The following is a 17,660-nucleotide window of genomic DNA, read 5'->3' on the forward strand; positions in this document are numbered from 1 at the left end:
GCCATGACCGACGACATCAAGGCAGGATCGCCGCTCCTTTCAATCCGCAATCTGACGATCGAAGGCCGCTCTTCGGAAGGGTGGATCAAGCTCGTCGACGGCGTCGATCTCGACTTGGCGCGCGGAGAAATTCTGGGCCTGATCGGCGAGTCCGGGGCGGGGAAATCGACATTGGGCCTGGCAGCCATGGGCTTCACCCGCGACGGATGCCGCATCGCGGGGGGCTCCATCGATTTTGACGGAATCGATCTCGTCGGCTCCGGCGAAACGGTCCGGCGCGACCTGCGCGGAAAGCGCATCGCCTATGTGGCGCAGTCCGCTGCCGCCTCCTTCAATCCGGCCCACAAGCTCATCGTCCAGCATTGCGAAGCGCCGGTCGTCAAGAAGGTCATGCCGCGCGAGAAGGCGATGAAGGATGCCGTCGATCTCTATAGGCGCATGCGGCTGCCGCAACCCGAAGAGATCGGTTTCCGTTATCCGCATCAGGTCTCGGGCGGCCAGCTGCAGCGCGCCATGACGGCGATGGCGATGGCGTGCCGGCCCGATCTGATCATCTTCGACGAGCCCACCACCGCCCTCGACGTCACGACCCAGATCGAGGTTCTGGCAACGATTCGCGATATCGTCAGGCAGTTCGGCACGGCCGCGATTTACATTAGCCATGACCTTGCGGTCGTGGCGCAGATGGCGGACCGCATCACGGTGCTGAAAAGCGGCAGGGCGGTGGAGACCGCCCCTACCCGCACCATGCTCCGCGACCCGAAAGAGGACTATACCAAATCCCTATGGTCCGTACGTTCTCTGGATCATGCGCGCGCGCCGGAACGTCCGACCGTGGGGCCGGTCTTGAGCGTGCGCAACATCGATGCCGCCTATGGCGCGCTGAAAGTCCTCGAAGGTGTTTCCTTTGACGTGCATGCAGGCCGAACCGTCGCCGTCGTCGGTGAATCCGGCTCCGGGAAATCGACCGCGGCGCGCGTCATCAGCGGCGTCGTGAGACCTTCGCTCGGAGAGGTCCTGTTCGAGGGGCGACGGCTCGCTGCGGACTACCGCACCCGCTCGCGAGAGGATCTGCGCCACATCCAGATGGTCTACCAGATGCCCGACACAGCGCTTAATCCGAAGCAGCGCATCCGCGATATCGTCGGTCGTCCGATGGAGTTCTATCTCGGCCTGCGCGGGCGCGAGCGGGACAGGCGCATCGCCGGTCTGCTGGAACAGATCGAACTCGACCCGGCGAAATACATGAACCGGTTGCCGTCCGAATTGTCCGGTGGGCAGAAACAACGCATCGGCATCGCGCGCGCGCTCGCAGCGGAACCGAAACTCATCATCTGTGATGAAGTGACTTCCGCGCTCGATCAGATCGTCGCCGCCGGTATCCTGAAGCTGCTGGCGGATATCCAGAAGGAGCGCAACCTTGCGCTCCTGTTCATCACGCACGACCTGTCGACGGTGAAGGCCGTTGCGGATGAGGTGATCGTGATGCAGCATGGACGTATCGCGGAAGCCGGCAATGTCGGCGATGTCTTCGCCCGTCCCGCGAGCGGCTACACGACGCGACTTCTCCAGTCCGTGCCGGAAATGGATCCCGACTGGCTGACACGCACGTTGACGTCCAGGAACGCAGAACCTTTTTCCTGACACTGGTTTTACAGGGGGCCCTCGATGAAGCTCGATCGAATAGAAACCTTCGTTGTCGCCAACCCGCCGCCGCGTCATGGCGGCCGGTACTTCATATTCGTCCGCCTGACCACGGTCTGCGGCATCAGCGGGGTGGGGGAAATCTACAACGCCACGTTCAGCCCGCATCTTTGCGCGGCGATGGCCGTCGACATGTTCACTCGCCAGTTCGAAGGCAATGATCCGCATCATATCGAGCAGATGTGGCGCAGGAGTTATGGGGCCGGCTTTACGATGCGCCCGGATGTGACCGTAACGGGCGTCCTGAGCGGCCTTGAAATGGCCTGCTGGGATATCATCGGCAAGGCCGCGGGCCAGCCCGTCTATCAACTTCTGGGCGGCAAGGTCCATGAGCGGCTGCGCAGCTACACCTATCTTTATCCGCCGCATGGCGATGTTTATCCCGACCCGGGCCTTCCCAACGTCTATAACGATCCAGATATTGCCGCCGCGGTAGCTGCTTCCGCTGTCGAAGAGGGCTTCACCGCCGTCAAATTCGACCCGGCCGGCCCCTATACGATCTATGATGGCCATCAGCCTCGCATGGAGGATCTTTGGCGGTCGGAAGAATTCTGCAAACGCATCCGGCAAGCCGTCGGCAACAGAGCCGACCTGCTGTTCGGCACCCATGGGCAGTTCACCGTTTCCGGCGCCAAGCGCCTGGCCCGCCGGCTCGAAGCCTACGATCCACTATGGTTCGAGGAACCTATCCCACCGGAAAATCCTGGGGACATGGCGGAAGTCGCCCGCTACACCGCCATCCCGATCGCCGCTGGCGAACGCCTTTGCACCAAACATGAATTTGCGCGCCTGCTCGAGGCAGGCGCCGCTTCCATCCTGCAAATGAACCTCGGCCGCGTGGGTGGCATACTGGAAGCAAAGAAGATCGCCGCGATGGCGGAGACGCGATCTGCGCAGATTGCGCCGCATCTCTATTGTGGCCCGGTCGTGGCAGCCGCCAATATCCAGATCGCGACGTGCAGTCCGAACTTTCTCATCCTGGAATCGATCGGCCGTTTCGATGGCCCCTTCATGCGGTTTCTCAACGAGCCGATCGTCTGGGAAAACGGTTTCGTCATTCCGCCGACAGCTCCCGGTCTCGGCGTGACATTGAACGACGAGGCGATCGTTGCAGCCCCCTATAAGGGTAGCGAACTCCACCTGAACCTTGTCGCCGAACCGGTCGTGCCGTGATCGATCCTGGACAAGGACAACAACCTCCTCGACGACAGAAAGGTCCTGCAATGCGCTATGGTTTCATCGGGCTCGGAAATCTGGGGGGGCATCTGGCGGCCAGCCTGCTGCGCGCGGGCTTCGGGCTCGTCGTGCATGATCGGGCACCCGCGACGGCCGAAAAGCTTATCCAGGCAGGCGCGACATGGGCCGATTCCGTCAGTTCGCTTTCTCAGCAATGTGACGTCGTTCTGACCTGTCTTCCGTCGCCGCAGATTTCGCAGGCGGTCCTCGGCCAAATCCTCGGTGCGGCAAAACCAGGACTGACCTGGATCGAGATGTCCACAGTTGGCCGTGAAGAGATACTTCGGCTTGCATCCGAAGCCGCAGCGAAGGGCGTCACGACCATGGAGTTGCCCGTGACCGGCGGTGTCCACCTTGCCGCGCAGGGCAAAATCACCATGCTCGCCGGCGGACAGAAGGACCTCTTCGATCGGCACCTTCCTGCATTGCAGGCGATGGGCGACAAGATTTTCTATATGGGTCCGCTCGGCAATGCGGCTGTGATCAAGGTGATCACCAATATGCTGGCCTTCATTCATCTCGTGGCCGATGGCGAGGCCCTTATGCTTGCCAAGCGCGGCGGCATCGATCTGGCGCAGGCCTGGCAGGCAATTAAGGCAAGTTCCGGCAACAGCTTCGTTCACGAAACGGAAGGCCAACTCATCCTCAATGGCAGCTACGACGTCGGCTTTACGATGGACCTTGCTTTGAAGGATCTCGGATTTGCAATGAATTACGGCAGCGCCTTCAACGTTCCACTGGAGCTCGCCCAGCGTACAAACGAGATTTTTCTCAAGGGAAAGGAAACCTACGGCGGTACTGCCCAGTCGACCCAGATCGTCAAGTTGTTGGAAGACGCCGTCGGGCAGGATCTCCGGGCGGAGGGATTCCCGGCGCGCCTGGAGTGACGGCCGGGTCGCGATCAACCGCGCGTCGCACGAGCCGCTCGCCCCGTTCGGCGGCTTCAAGAAATCCGGCATCAGCCGGGAGTTCGGCTCGTTCGGACAGGACTCCCGGGATCTCGGGGGGCCTTCCCTAGGGTGGGGACCTCATCCTAGGAGAGCACCTTCTTCACCGCGCTTGCGGCGACCGTCCTGTTTCGTCCCTTCGCCTTGGCTTCGAGCAAAGCGGCATCGGCGCGCGTGATCAGCGTTTCGACGGAGCCACCGACAGGAGAGGCCGCCACGCCCACGGAGACGGAGACCATACCCAGAATTTGCCCGGCGTGAGAAAGCGCGACGCTGCTGACCTTTTCACGCAGCGTGTCAGCGAGATCGGCCGCGCCCTGTTCATCGAGGGACGGCAGGAGTGCGGTAAATTCCTCTCCGCCGAACCGGAACGCATTGCCGGTCGCGCCGCAGGTTTCGCGCAGCGTCTGCCCGACGAACTGCATGACGAGATCGCCCGCATCATGCCCGAACTGATCGTTGAAGCGTTTGAAGTGGTCGATATCGATCATTAGGCAGGCAAGCGGCTCATGCCTGTGGTCTCGCGCATGCCGTTGCAGCGTCTCGTCCAGGAAGCGACGATTGAACAGACCCGTGAGCGGATCGCTGACGGCGAGCATCGTCAGCTTTTCCCGCAGTTGCAGATTGGCGAGGGCGAGGCCGACATTCTCCGCGATCAGCTCGAGATAGAGCCGTGGGCCCGCCGGCCCGAGCGCCTCGGTCTCCCGCTCTTCGAAGTAGAGAAGCCCGATCATATCGCCCTGCGCCGTCAGGGGCACGCAAAGGGCCGCAATGCCGGGCGGGTTGATATGCTGGCACGGCACGTCGGAACCGTTGACGCTGCTGTGATGAGATCGGCCACGCCTGAGACCCCAGCATTCCGCCGCGGGAAACACGGCCGCCGAATGCTGCGGTTCAAGCCATGCGCCGGTACGCGTCAGCGACGTGTTGGCCTCACTCAGCACATAGAGCCCGCCGGCAAGGCCGGGAAATATCTGCGGCGCGAAGCGGACGATGACATCCGTCAGCTCGGCCTGGTTCTGGCACGCCTGCACGCGGTGCATCATCTGCAGGATCAGATCTTTTGTTTGCTGGTCCGCCCGCCGCTCGGTATCAAGCCGTTCGCGTTCGATCAGATTGGCGCGAAAGATCTCGATGGCCTCGCTCATCTCGCCGATTTCATCGCTTCTGCGGTCGACCGGCACCTCGACGGTGTAATCCTGCTTGGCGAGGCGGCTGACGATGCCCGTCATGCGCGTCAACGGCATCGCCACCCGCCGCCGCAGAACGAAATAAAGCACTGCCACGAACAGCGCGCCCGTCACCGCCAGCATGATCTTGGCGACAAGGCTCCATGTGTTGCTGCGCGCACGCGCCGCTTCCAGTTCGGCGCCCGAGCGTGTTGCCGTCAGGTCGCGGAAATGGGCGACCGTCTGGAGAAGCGCCTGCTGGACCCGTTCGTGCTCCTGACCGAACAGGAGATCCTGCGCCGCAGCCTTGTCTCCGCGCTGGTAGGCCTCGATCGCGGTGCGTTCGATCTTGTCCAGTTCCTCCGCATCCGCATTGATGGCAAGCAGTGCCTGCGCCTCGGCTGGCACCAGGCCCTGCGACGCAAGTTTGGCGGCTGCCGCCTCCCGGCGCCGCTCCTCGCCTTCGCTGACCTGAAACGCCTGCAGATGGCGCTCCTCGCCACGCATGACATAGAGCCGCGCCTCGTCGCTGGTGACTTCGGCGCCAAGCGCCAGCTCTTCCGCCAGCGTATCGAGCATCAGATGCTGCTCGGCGGTCGCCCGTTCTTCGAGCGCGCTGCGTGACGACAGAATGAATGCGGTGCCTGATAGCGCGGTCAGAACGACCGTGATGCCATAGGCCCAGTTGGTGATCGTGGTTATCCTCATACCCTACACTGCCAGCGGCGGCTTGAGCGAGGATTAAGAAAACGTTGCCGATTGCTGCAATGGCAGACGGAAGCGGGATCGAGCAGATCGTGGCAGGAAATCAGTCCTACGCGGCACCCGCCCTGATCATGCTGAAATAATCGTCGCCGCCGACCTGGCCGCCCTTGAGCGCGATCTGCAGACCATCCGCAGGACCGCCATGGGCGACGCAGAGCGGAGATCCGGGCGTTTGCGGCAGCGGCATCTTCAGCGTGAGCGCGGCAATACCCATCTCGCCCAGCGCATGGCTGGACGTATCGCCGCCGGCGACGACGGCGCGTGCGAGACCCGTCCGCGCAACGAGTTCCGACTGGATGCGGCCAAGCGCCCGACCGAGACGATGGCGCGCACCGATGGAGGAATCGAGCTCGCCGCCCCGGTCGGCAGAAGGTCCCAACGCCGTATAGAGCACGACGCTTTGCCCGGTTTCCAGCACGTTGAGACCGGCTGCTATGGCCGCAGCAATGGTTGCCGCATTGTCCTCGCCGGAAAGGGCGAGCGGGTCGAGCGTCACACCTCCGAAGCCATCGGCCAGCGCATGGCGGATCTGGCGCTCGGTCGTGGGAGAAACGCTGCCGGAAACGACGGCGATGCGGTCGACGGGACCGGCATCGGCGAAAGCCGGTTTTTCACCGATCAAACCATCCGCCCTCCAGGCGGGGATCAGGGCATATTCGACGCCCGAGGAGCCGCAGACGAAGCGGCTGCTTCCACGCATCCGATTCCAGAGCAAAGCACCGGCCGCCGCCTGCGTCGGCTGGTCGAGCACGTCGAGCAGGAGGATATCGGCGTCTAGGGGTTCCGGCGCGCCGAGCAGCGCTACATTGTCCACCAAGGCGGAAGAGAGCTGCGTCTGACGCGACAGATGCAAGAGAAGATTGGCCTCATCCATCGGCGTGACCGGATGACGCGACATGACCGGATGACGGTCGATGCGGTAGTTTCGGCCCTGATAGGCAGCGAAGAGTTCGCCGAAGGCGGTGTAGCGACGGATCTGCGGCGCACCGACGATGAGCGGCACCGTCCCGGCACCGAAGACCGCACGGCCGATCTCGATTGCCCTTCCGATATTTCCGACATGCGGGGCGGAATCGAAGGTCGAGCAGACCTTGTAGTGGCAAAGTTCGGCATCCAGCGCCTTCAACCAGACGAAGGCCGCGCGGAGATGCGCATCCATCCAGTCCGGCGTTTCGCTTCGGCTTGCCCCGGCCAGACCGAAGGCACGCGCACCGGTAAAGCGCGAGAGCAACTGCGCATCCGGCACTTTCAGGAAGAGCACGGTCTCGACGCCGTTCGAGGCAAGCGCCTCCATCACATCCGTCGAGCCGGTAAAATCATCGCCGTAATAGCTTATCAGGGGTCGCGTCATGGTTAGGCCGCCTTGCCATCGGCAAATTTTTCAATGGATTGCCGAAGTTCCGGATGGTCCTTGGCATAGGTTTCGAGCGGCACGCCCGCGACGGCCGCCTCCCACGCCTGCTTCACCGCCTTCACCCCCGCGCCCGGTCCACCCGGATGGCTGACGATGCCGCCGCCACAGAGATAAAGCAGGTTCGTCGAACCACCTGTCGCCGCGATCGTATCCGGCGCCTGCCCGCCCCACTGGCCGGAACCGATGACAGGAAGCGCGACGTCCTTGTCCGAAAACAGCGGCGTGGTGACAGCCTGATAGGAGCGCACGAAGCTTTCGTCCGGCTCCCAGTATTTCACGCGGATACCGTTGATCTGGAACTGGTCGATCCCAAGCAGCCGCCAGAACTGCTGCCAGACGGAAAATTCGAAGCCCAGGCCCGCATGGCGCGTGAGAACATCCCAGCCATTGCGGTGGGCATGCAGCACGAGGCCTGAGCGCTTGCGCAGGAATGCGAACCCGCCGAAACCGATCGAGTTGATGTTGACGACGGCGCAATTGCCGCCCGCCGCCAGCACGGTGTCATGGTTGCGCAGCATCTCGTCCGGATCGGCATGGCTGATGCCGAAGGCGTACATGACCTTCCTGCCCGTCTTCTGCTCGTGATCGAGAATCTTCGGCATGATCGCCGCGACTCGATCCTTCAAGGACGAATAGGCCGGGCTCATCAGCTTCTCGTCGTCCTTGATGAAATCCACGCCGGCATCGATCAATTCGCCGACCATCGCCGCCGTCTCAGGCGGACGAAGACCGAGCGCCGGTTTGACGATGGTGCCGATGATCGGTCGGTCCTTGACGCCCGTCAGCGCAAAACTGCCGGATACGCCGAATTGCGGGCCGAGATGGGCGGCGGCGAATTCGGGCGGCAGCTTCATGTCGACGATACGGATACCCGTCATGCCCTTGATGGAAAAGACGCCGCCGATGGCGATCGTCATCAGCGCGGAGAGGTCAGTACCCACGGCGTCCAGCGGGAAATCGATATCGACATCCGCGCGATTGAACAGCGTGGCGCCGCCCGCCTCATCGGGGAATGATGCACGGTCCGTCGGCGATAGCGGACGGATGGCGACGACGCGGGCCGCGACGCGCGCCTTTAATTCCTCCGTCTCGCCTGGCAGCGCGACGAAGGTGCCGGTCGACTGGTCGCTGGCGATCTTCGTCGCCATCTTCTCCACCGAACCGGGTGTTTCTATCCGATAGGTCAGACGGATCACGTTTCATCCTTCCGCAGCCGCGACATGTCGCTTGTGAATACCTTATGGCTGGTATAATGAGTATTTATGTTATTGCAAGCCGATCACGGTGAAAGCTGTTGCGGCGAAGGAACTTGGTGCATATTCAAACCTGTCGAAATCAGGTGACTCATGAACGTCGTTTCCGAACCCATCATCCGCAAGAAACTTTCCGACGAAGTTTTCGCGCGATTGAAGGCCATGATCGAGACCGGCGAGTTGAAGGCCGGCGACGACATGCCTTCCGAGCGCGAACTCATGGAGCGCTACGGCGTCGGCCGCCCGGCCATTCGCGAGGCCATGCAGGCGCTCGCCGGCAAGGGCCTGGTCGAGATTTCACAGGGCGAGCGCGCCAAAGTGCTCCGCATCACTGCCGAATCCATCTTCCGGCAGGTCGACCTGCCGGCCAAGATGATGCTCTCCGGCTCCTCCGACTCGCTGGAGCACCTGAAGAGCGCCCGTATCTTCTTCGAGCGCGGCATGATCCGTGAGGCCGCGACCCGGGCCACCCCGCAGCACATCGCCGAACTGCGCGCCCTCCTCGACAAACAGAAAGCCAGCCTTGGCGATGCCGACGCCTTCATCGATGCCGATATGGAATTTCACCAATATATCGCGCAGATCTCGGGCAATCCGATCTTCGCCGCCGTCTGCGGCGCAATGCTGGGCTGGCTGAAATCCTATCATACCGAAATGCTCATCTGGACGGGCCGCGAGAATTTTACGCTCGCCGAGCATGAGGAAATCATCCGCACCATCGAGAAGGGCAATGCGGACCTTGCCGAGAAGGCGATGATCAAGCACCTCGAACGCTCCCGCGCGCTCTATGCCCTCAAAGGGCAGAAATAGGGTTCAGAGCACGACCTCGACGCAGCCGTAGGGCGGGACGATCACCTGTTCCGAGACCGGCAAGGCCTCTCCTCCGATCAGCGAAACCGCGAGCGGCAGCGCTGGTAGGGCCACTCTCTGCATCTCGGCCGTGATATTTGCCATCAGAAGCCGCTCCGTCGATGCAAGACCCAGCACCGCATTCGGCCGTGATGTCTCGACGGAATACACATCCTGCCCCGTCAACGCGCCCAGGCTTTCCAGGACATGGGCGAGTGGCCGTAGCGCCCCCTGCGCTGTTGCCTCGCCCTCGCCCGCCACTAGCCCGAACGAGCCTGCGAGCGTGGAAAGCGTCAGGACCTCCAGCCCAGCCCCAACAACCGTCGCAGCATAAGCCAGCGTCCAGGCAGCACCGAACGCACCGTTGTGCCGCGGGTCGATATTCGCCATGGGAATGCGTGCACCCGCAGAATTTTCTTTCGTCGCACTGCCATAGGGGTTCTGCCGCATGGCCAGCGTCGACGGGCCAATGCGATAGGGCTTTTCGCCGTAGATGGCACGGGTCGAACTGACCACGGAGCGCAGAGCCTCGAAAGTCTGCATGACCGAGAGATCGTCGGCCGCATGCACGATGGGGTTCGTGCAATGGCTGACATAATCGACAAGATCGCCAGGCACCCGCTTGCGGTTGAGTTCCGTGAAATAGCTCATCATGCCGCCGCCGAGACGGACGCCGGGAAAGGCAGCCCGCGCCGCGGCGTAGACATGCTCCAGCGGAGGGCACTCCGGCCAGATGCTGCCGGGCGGTGTCGACTGGCGATCGACCGACGGACAGACGAAGAGCGTCTCCAGTATCAGGCCGGCATCCCGCACCAGCGCGGCAAAGCCGGCCATCTCTTCGGCGAGTGGGCGCCTGCACGGCACGGCGAGTTCCAGCGTGACCTTGAGGCCGGATTTTTCCGCGATATCGGCATAGCCCTTCAAGGCCGCTATGCCATGGCCGGCATCCGGATCGAAATGGGCGATGAGGTGCCGTGCGCCGATGGTCCTCAGGGTATCGACGGCCGCCAGTTCCTGCGCAAGGCATTCCGGGCGCAGGCCGACGCCGATTTCGGGAAAGCGGCGGGCCGTCGGTGCCAGCTGCACAGTGATGACATCCGAGGTGCCGGTCGCAGGCACGGCATCGTCCGCAGCCTGAATTTCGACGGCCACCTTCTGGCTGAACGGCTGGTCCTTCGACACGAGATAGGGCCAGGGCAGCGCCAACGGGCGCACATAGGTCTTGTAGGAACCATCGGTCCAGTTGCGCTGGTCTTCCATCTCGAAGATATCGCCAACAAATTCCGTCACCGCCGAGATGCCAGGCGCGACCCGATGGGTGATGGCGGAGATGTCCTTGAACGGTTGCCAAGGCTCGATACGGTCCGGCCACTGCGCGCGCTCGACACGACCATCGCCATGGCGGACATCGACGGGTTGCCCCGAAACGCCGATGACCGGGTGCAGCACGACGAACCCCGCGCGCGCGGTTTCGAAATCGGCATCGCTGACGCAGTCGGCTGCGAACGTCACCGCTGTCGCCGTGCCGGAAATGGTTATGGTGCAATCGAGATGGGCACCGGAGGGAGCCTTGAAGCGGGCCGTATAGGCAATGTCGAAACGCTCCCCGGACTCTTGCACATCGAGGCCCGAGATCTCGGCGCTACACGTACCCCAATCCTTGTCCCGAACAAGAAAGGAAACACCGCGCAGCACTTCATGGCCACGAAAGCGCAGCGTGCGCAGATTGCCGTCCTGAAATGCCACGTTCAGGTCACCGGCGGTGAATATGCGGTTTTCCGGCTCGCGCTCGTTCGTACCATAGAGCCTGAGCAGGTCACTGCTCATGAAAGCAGGTCCGCGATGGTAACGGTCTCGCCGCGCTCGGCGCTCAAATACGCTGCCTCGACGAGGGCAAAGGTCTTGAGATTGTCGCGACCGGACGTGTCCGGCTCACGGCCCTCTGTCAGCCGTTCGGCCCAATGTTTCTGGATGAGCGCAACGCTTTCCTGAATGTTGTGCCAGGGACGCGACGCCCAGGGCAGCAGGTTCGGCGCGACGATGTTTTCCGTCGTGCCATCAGGCCCGTGGACGACGAGCTTGTAATCCTTGCCGAGGCGCAGCGTGCCTTTACTGCCATCAATTTCGACGAAGGTCTCCGGGAACGGTTCTTCCGGCAACTTCGTCGCGTAGCTGACATCGACGATCGAGGTGATGCCGTTGTCGTGGTCGAGCAGCATGGTAGCCACGTCTTCGCCGGCAATGTCCGGATTGATGCGGCGCGTACGGGCGGTCATGCGGCTAGCGTCGCCGAACAGGAAGCGGGCGATATCGAGCGAATGGATGCCGAGGTCTTCGATGATGAAGCGCTTGCCTTTGGCGAGATAGGGCTGACCGGAGAAGACATCGAAGCCGGAGCGGAAGGAGACACGACCCCAGAAGGGATCGCCGATCGCGCCGCCGTCCAGCACCGCCTTCACCGCAAGAATGGGTGTCTGCCAGCGAAAATTCTCGTGGATCATCAGTGGAATGCCGGCCTTGTCAGCGGCGGCGACCATCGCCTTGGCATCTTCAAGCGTCGGCGCAAAGGGCTTCTGGCAGATCGCCGGAACCTTGTGGCTGGCGGCAAGCTCCACCAGTGCCCGATGGCTGCCGACCGTCGTTGCGATATCGACGAAATCGAAGCCGCCGTCGGCAAACATGTCGTCCGCCGAGTGATAACGCCTGTCGACACCGAACTGTTCGCCGACGATCGCAAGCCGTTGCGGATCACGGTCGCAGATCGCCACGATCTCGACGTCCGGCAGGTCCTGCCAGCCATGCATCTGGTTGACGGCGAAGAAGCCGCAGCCGATGAGCGCACCCTTCGTCTTCGCCATGCTCAACCTGCCTTTGCCATCTGCATCAGGGTGACGCGCTGCTGGAGGCGGCGCTGCGCCTGATCGACCACGACGGCAACGATGATGACGAGGCCCTTGATCACCATCTGCCAGAAGGAACTCACACCCATCATCACCAACCCGTCCGAGAGAATGCCGATCACAAAGGCGCCGATAATCGTGCCGCCAATCGTGCCGCGCCCGCCCGACATGGATGTACCACCGAGAACGGCTGCTGCAATGGCGTTGAGTTCGAGATTCGTGCCGGTCGCCGGATGCGAGGCCATCAGCTCCGAGGAGATGATGAGGCCGACAATCGCCGCACAGAAGCCGGAAAACATGTAGACGAACATTTTTACGCGGTTGACGCGGATACCCGACATGCGGGACGCGCGTTCATTACCACCGACCGCGAAGATATGGCGGCCGAGCGGCACGAAGCGGGCGAAATAGGCGGCCCCCAGCGCGACGACGATGAGGATCCAGACCGAGACCGGCAGCCCGAGGATCGAGCCGGAGCCGAGATAGGAAAAACCCTGGTTGCCGAGGTCTTCGCGCCCCGTGAGGTTGGGCAGCGTCTGACCGTCGGAATAAAGCAGCGCCATGCCGCGCGCCACATAGAGCGTACCGAGCGTCGCGATGAAGGGGGCGACGTTCAGGCGGGTGATCAAGAGGCCGTTGACCGCGCCGATCAGGATGCCGACGACCATGACGATAACAGCCACTTCGACGATGTTGAAATAGACCGTGTAGCCCAGCGGCAGCGCGACACCATACATGATGAGCCCACCGGCGATCATGCCGCAGAGGCCGACGATCGAGCCGACGGACAGGTCGATGCCGCCGGTGATGATGACGAAGGTCATGCCGATTGCCAGAAACGCATTCTGTGTCGCGTGCTTCGACATCAGGATCATGTTGGCGGTCGACAGGAAATTCGGCGCGAAGATCGAGAAGAAGATGATCACCGCAAAGAGCGCAATGAAGGTTCGAAGCTTCATCAGCGTCAGCAGGGCGGCTCCGGTGGAGAGGTGGTTGCCGGTGGCGGCAGTTTGCGTTGCTGTCGTCATCACGCATGCATCCTTTTGGTTTTATGTCCCTCTGCGGAGGCCGAGACGATCATCTCTTCGGTGGCGTCCTTGCGGTCGACGACCGTCACCAGCCGTCCGTTGCTCATCACCGCAATGCGATCGGACAGTGCCATGACCTCTTCGAGGTCCGAGGTGGAAAACAGGATGGCGAGGCCCTCGCCTGCCAAGCGCCGCATCGTGCGGAAGACGTCCGCCTTGGCGCCGACGTCGATGCCGCGGCTGGGCTCGTCCATCAGCAGCACCTTCGGACCGGTCATCAGCGCCTTGCCGATAACGACCTTCTGCTGGTTGCCGCCCGACATGGAGGTGACGTCGAAATCCGGGTTCTTCGCCTTGATGGAAAGATTGCGGATCGCCTCGAGGATCGCCGCCTTCTCCAGCTTCAGGTCGATATGGAAGCCGGCTTTCAGGAACTGGCCGAGGCTCGCCATGGACAGGTTGTCGGCAATCGACATGGACTGCACGAGCCCTTCGCGCTGCCGATCCTCCGGGATCAGCGCAAGCCCCTCGCGGATACGCCGGGTCGTGTCACGACCCTTCAACTCCTCGCCCTCGACGAAGATTTTTCCCGTGTAATGCTCGTGCCGGCCCATGATGCATTCGAAAAGCTCGGAACGCCCCGCGCCCATCAGGCCGTAGATGCCGAGGATCTCGCCCTCGCGCACGCCGATCGAGACATGATCAACCGCATAGCCGCCCTGCGCGCGCGGCAGGCAGATGTCTTCCGTGCGAAAAACCTCCTCGCCCGGCGCGTGATCGACCTGCTTGGCAAAATCCTTGGCATCCGAGCCGATCATCGAGCGCACGATCCAGCGCGTGTCGATATCCTTGACCATGGCATGACCGGTGATCTGCCCGTCCTTCAGGACGGTAATATAGTCGCCGATGCGCATCAGCTCTTCCAGCCGGTGCGAGATATAGACGATGGCCACGCCGCGTGCCTTGAGGTCCGCGATGACACGGAACAGCACGTCGACTTCGGCAGCGCTCAGCGCCGAGGTGGGCTCATCCATGATGAGGATGCGGGTATCCAGCGAGACGGCGCGGGCGATCTCGACAAGCTGCTGCTGGCCGATCGGCAGGTCTTCCGCCAGCGTGTCGGCGGAAATGCCGGCCTCGAGACGGTTCAGGAATTCGTTGGCTTTTTCCACCTGCGCCTTATGGTCGATGCCGCGCAGACCGCGGGTAATCTCGCGGGTGGCAAAGATGTTTTCGGCAACAGAGAGATTGCCGAACAGGTTCAACTCCTGAAAGACGATGCCGATGCCGTGGCGCACCGCGTCCGCCGGGCTGTTGAGATGGATGCGCTCGCCATCCATCCAGATCTCGCCGAGCGTCGGCCGCTCGACGCCGGCAATGATGCGCATCATCGTCGACTTTCCGGCGCCGTTTTCGCCGACGAGCACGTTCACTGCGCCGCGCCGAAGTTTCAGGTCCGCCTTCTTCAGTGCTACGATGCCCGAATAGGCCTTCGTGATGTCCTTGAGTTCGAGAATGACGTCGCCGTCGTCCTGTTCGGCCATCGTCAGCCTCCCACGGTGATGGTGGCCGGCACGAACTGCGGCAGCTGTCCCTTGGCGGGCAGCGGATAGGCGCCGGTCGCCTTGATCGTCTTGCCGGTCAGGCCTTCGCGCGACAGTTTCTCCAGCAGCGCACCGTTCACATAGGTGTTGAACGACTTGCCGTACTGCGCCCATTCGATCTGGTTCTTGAACTCGTTGAAGTTCACGAATTTCAGGCTGTCGCGCAGCGCCGTGCCGCGGATTGCCGGGCCGATCGAAACGCGCACGTCGGCCTTTTTGTCGCCATCGACATCCACGTCGACGTACCCGGCACGTGACTTGGTCTCTTCGCCGACGATCACGCCGTCGATCTTGGCGGCAAAGGTCCAGGGTGCATTGCCCTGCTTTTCCTTGTGGCCGTATTTTTCTGCGGCCGCGTTCAAATCGCTTGCCGCAAGAGCCGAGACGTCCTGGAAGGCGCCACCGCGCTCCTCGAGATAGGGCACGACCTTGGCGTCCCATATGTCGGCGACCAGCTTGTCGGGGTTGAAGGCGCCCGCCGCCGCCTGCTTCTGCTCGTCCTCTGTCTTAACGAACTTGCAGCCGCTGAGCGCGAGTGCGCCCGCAAGCACGAGTGTACAGGCAGCGTTGAACCTCAGCATTCCCATTCTCCGTCACAAACAGAAAACGCGAGGCGGGACCGACCCCGCCTCGCGCCATCGCGGGAGGATTATTCGGAGAGCGCGAAGGTCTCGAGCTTGCCGGCATTGTCCGCGGTGATGAGCACGCAGTCCATGAGCTGCTTTTCCTCGGCCGGCGCCTTGCCGGTCGTGATGTACTCATGCGCCTGGGTGACGGCGAGCTGGGCCTGGGCATAGGCCGGCTGCATGACGGTCGCCTTGATGCCGCCTGCCTTGATGGAGTCGCGCACGTCGTTCGACCCGTCGAAACCGACCACGATGACGTCCTTGCGGCCGGCAGCCTGGAGTGCTGCAATCGCGCCCATGGCCATCGTGTCGTTGCCGGCGATCACGCCCTGGATGTCCGGGTTCGCCTGAAGGATGGTCTCCATCTTCGAGTAGCCTTCCGTCTGGCTCCAGTTGGCCGACTGCTGCGCGACCATCTTCATGTCAGGATATTCGTCCATGACGTCGTGGTAGCCCTTGGAGCGGATGCCGGCATTGAGATCGGCTTCGCGGCCGAGCAACTCGACATAATTGCCCTTCTCGCCCATCAGCTTGACGAACTCTTCGGCACCGAGCTGGGCGCCCTGGTAGTTGTTCGAGACGATCTGCGAGACGGCGACGCCCGTTGCGTTGATTTCGCGGTCGATCAGGAAGGAGGGAATGCCCGCATCCTTGGCCTTCTGCACGGCGGCGATAGAAGCTTCCGAGCCGGCATTGTCGAGGATGATCGCCTTGGCACCACGGCCGATGGCGGTGTCGATCAGCTGCGACTGCTTGTTGGCGTCGTCATCATGCACCAGAACCAGCGTCTCGTAGCCGAGTTCCTTGGCCTTGGCTTCCGCACCAACCGCTTCCGCCTTGAAGAACGGGTTGTCGTGGCTTGGCGTGATGATGGCGATGAGGTCGGCCGCGAAAGACGGCATGGCAACGCTTGCGGCCATGACGGCAGCGAAGCCGACGGTGATCAGTCTGCGGGTAATGTTCATAGTCTCTCCTCCCGGTTAGGCACCGAATTCCAGCAGCCATCCCTCCATTGAAAATGGCCGCCCCGGTGCGATCTTTAGCCGGCGCGTGACGCCGGCCGCGGCGGGCCAGGCCCGCCGGAAATCAGGTGATACGCTGGATGCTGGCTGCGATTTCCGCAGGCTCGAACACGCGCTTCCAATCGTCCTTCATGAGCACGGGCTTGCCGAACTCGATCGCCTTGTTGCAGGCATCGGAGAAGACGCCCGGCGTCTCCTCGAAGATCACCGCGCCGAGCACGTTCATGTGGCCGAGCAGGAAGTCGCGGGCGGCTTCCTTGGCAACGCCGCGGCGCACGCATTCGTCCATGGCTTCGCGCATCACGACGAGCAGCGAGGCGCAGACGGTTTCGGACAGGCCCGGCTCCAGCAGCGCCATCTGCTCGACGGTGACGCGGTGCGAACGCATGACCGGCGCCCAGATGACCTTGGCGATCTCCTCGCCGAGCGCGTAGGCCTCTTCAGGACCTTGCATCAGCGCGGACACGATGTGCTGCTTGGCAGCGACGCCGCCGAAGAAGTCGCGCTTGGCGGCCGGATCCGTCTCGTCGTTGAAGATCGGCGGGTGGCAGGGGTGCGTGACGAAATAGGTGAGGTCCGCGCGTTCCGGCAAGTGGCCGGCGAAGGGGGCGGCAGCATCGAGCGCCACGACCATGGTGCCCGGCTTCAGCTTGTCGACGATGCCGGCTGCGACCTTGCCGATCGCCGTGTCGGGAACCGCGAGAATGACGACATCAGCGCCATCGAGGCCTTCATCGGCAGACACGCAGGAGAGCCCGAGATCGTCGGCAAGGCGCGCTTTGCCGGCGTCGCTCACCTCGATATGCCGGACATCGAAGCGCGAACCCTTGAGGTTCTTGGCGAGCCGATAGCCCATTTTACCGCCGGCGCCGAACAACGCGATCGATGTCATCGAAGATCTCCCTAACTGCAGACGGCCTGAACGAAACGCGCCCGGCCGGAAACTTCCTCCACCGGTCGCCCGGTATGGGCTTATATTTCTCAACTGGTATAACAAGTCAATAACTATCTAGTGGAATATGTGATGTGCGGCAAACATCACATGCCACCGGATCGTGCGCGAATATCCGAAAAACCGGGCAACAGATTGGAAAAACGAGATTTTTCCAGACGACGAAACAACAAAAAAGCCGAACGTCACAC

General features: G+C 62.4%; 14 protein-coding genes and 1 pseudogene. 5 read left to right on the forward strand and 10 right to left on the reverse strand.

Translation table 11 applies throughout. The annotated features are described in order from the left end of the window. Positions 1-3: 3 nt before the first annotated feature. From MUO32_RS01045 to MUO32_RS01060, 4 genes and pseudogenes are all read left to right on the forward strand, one after another. Positions 4-1,644, forward strand: coding sequence for an ABC transporter ATP-binding protein (locus MUO32_RS01045; RefSeq protein WP_257946383.1), 1,641 nt, complete (start codon positions 4-6; stop codon positions 1,642-1,644). Positions 1,645-1,668: 24 nt separating this feature from the next. Then, complete coding sequence (locus MUO32_RS01050) at positions 1,669-2,877, forward strand: mandelate racemase/muconate lactonizing enzyme family protein (RefSeq protein WP_257946384.1); 1,209 nt, start codon at positions 1,669-1,671, stop codon at positions 2,875-2,877. A gap of 50 nt (positions 2,878-2,927) precedes the next feature. Beyond that, positions 2,928-3,827 (forward strand): NAD(P)-dependent oxidoreductase, encoded by a 900-nt coding sequence (locus tag MUO32_RS01055; RefSeq protein WP_257947139.1) that lies wholly within the window; start codon positions 2,928-2,930, stop codon positions 3,825-3,827. Between the two features lies 1 nt (position 3,828). Next, positions 3,829-4,065, forward strand: a pseudogene (locus MUO32_RS01060) (hypothetical protein); the annotation flags it as partial. Here MUO32_RS01060 and MUO32_RS01065 read toward each other — a convergent pair. From MUO32_RS01065 to oiaX, 3 genes are all read right to left on the reverse strand, one after another. Further along, entirely contained in the window at positions 3,974-5,764 is a 1,791-nt protein-coding gene (locus MUO32_RS01065; protein ID WP_257946385.1) for a diguanylate cyclase, read from the reverse strand. The pseudogene MUO32_RS01060 and the gene MUO32_RS01065 sit on opposite strands and share 92 nt — an antisense overlap. A gap of 106 nt (positions 5,765-5,870) precedes the next feature. Beyond that, positions 5,871-7,172, reverse strand: a complete 1,302-nt coding sequence (locus MUO32_RS01070) for a four-carbon acid sugar kinase family protein (RefSeq protein ID WP_257946386.1) — start codon at positions 7,170-7,172, stop codon at positions 5,871-5,873. A 2-nt stretch (positions 7,173-7,174) separates the two neighbouring features. Next, complete coding sequence (gene oiaX / locus MUO32_RS01075) at positions 7,175-8,431, reverse strand: 3-oxo-isoapionate-4-phosphate decarboxylase OiaX (RefSeq protein WP_257946387.1); 1,257 nt, start codon at positions 8,429-8,431, stop codon at positions 7,175-7,177. A 150-nt stretch (positions 8,432-8,581) separates the two neighbouring features. On the opposite strand from oiaX, the gene MUO32_RS01080 reads away from it, so the two are divergent. Continuing rightward, positions 8,582-9,298 (forward strand): transcriptional regulator NanR, encoded by a 717-nt coding sequence (locus MUO32_RS01080; RefSeq protein WP_257946388.1) that lies wholly within the window; start codon positions 8,582-8,584, stop codon positions 9,296-9,298. Positions 9,299-9,301: 3 nt separating this feature from the next. Here MUO32_RS01080 and MUO32_RS01085 read toward each other — a convergent pair whose 3' ends face one another. From MUO32_RS01085 to MUO32_RS01115, 7 genes are all read right to left on the reverse strand, one after another. After that, entirely contained in the window at positions 9,302-11,164 is a 1,863-nt protein-coding gene (locus MUO32_RS01085) for a hypothetical protein (RefSeq protein ID WP_257946389.1), read from the reverse strand. Beyond that, positions 11,161-12,195 carry a Gfo/Idh/MocA family protein gene (locus MUO32_RS01090; RefSeq protein ID WP_257946390.1) on the reverse strand — a complete coding sequence of 345 codons (1,035 nt, stop codon included), beginning with the start codon at positions 12,193-12,195 and terminating at the stop codon, positions 11,161-11,163. The genes MUO32_RS01085 and MUO32_RS01090 overlap by 4 nt, the downstream gene beginning before the upstream one ends. 2 nt (positions 12,196-12,197) lie before the next feature. Beyond that, positions 12,198-13,265 (reverse strand): ABC transporter permease, encoded by a 1,068-nt coding sequence (locus tag MUO32_RS01095; protein WP_257947140.1) that lies wholly within the window; start codon positions 13,263-13,265, stop codon positions 12,198-12,200. Beyond that, positions 13,265-14,809 (reverse strand): sugar ABC transporter ATP-binding protein, encoded by a 1,545-nt coding sequence (locus tag MUO32_RS01100; protein WP_257946391.1) that lies wholly within the window; start codon positions 14,807-14,809, stop codon positions 13,265-13,267. The genes MUO32_RS01095 and MUO32_RS01100 overlap by 1 nt, the downstream gene beginning before the upstream one ends. A gap of 2 nt (positions 14,810-14,811) precedes the next feature. Next, positions 14,812-15,450, reverse strand: a complete 639-nt coding sequence (locus tag MUO32_RS01105; protein ID WP_257946392.1) for a DUF2291 family protein — start codon at positions 15,448-15,450, stop codon at positions 14,812-14,814. 68 nt (positions 15,451-15,518) lie between these two features. Beyond that, positions 15,519-16,460 (reverse strand): D-ribose ABC transporter substrate-binding protein, encoded by a 942-nt coding sequence (locus tag MUO32_RS01110; RefSeq protein ID WP_160860763.1) that lies wholly within the window; start codon positions 16,458-16,460, stop codon positions 15,519-15,521. Positions 16,461-16,581: 121 nt separating this feature from the next. Beyond that, entirely contained in the window at positions 16,582-17,409 is an 828-nt protein-coding gene (locus tag MUO32_RS01115) for a phosphogluconate dehydrogenase C-terminal domain-containing protein (protein WP_257946393.1), read from the reverse strand. Positions 17,410-17,660: the final 251 nt, after the last annotated feature.

Source organism: Shinella sp. CPCC 101442, assembly GCF_024704725.1.
Lineage (GTDB): Bacteria > Pseudomonadota > Alphaproteobacteria > Rhizobiales > Rhizobiaceae > Shinella.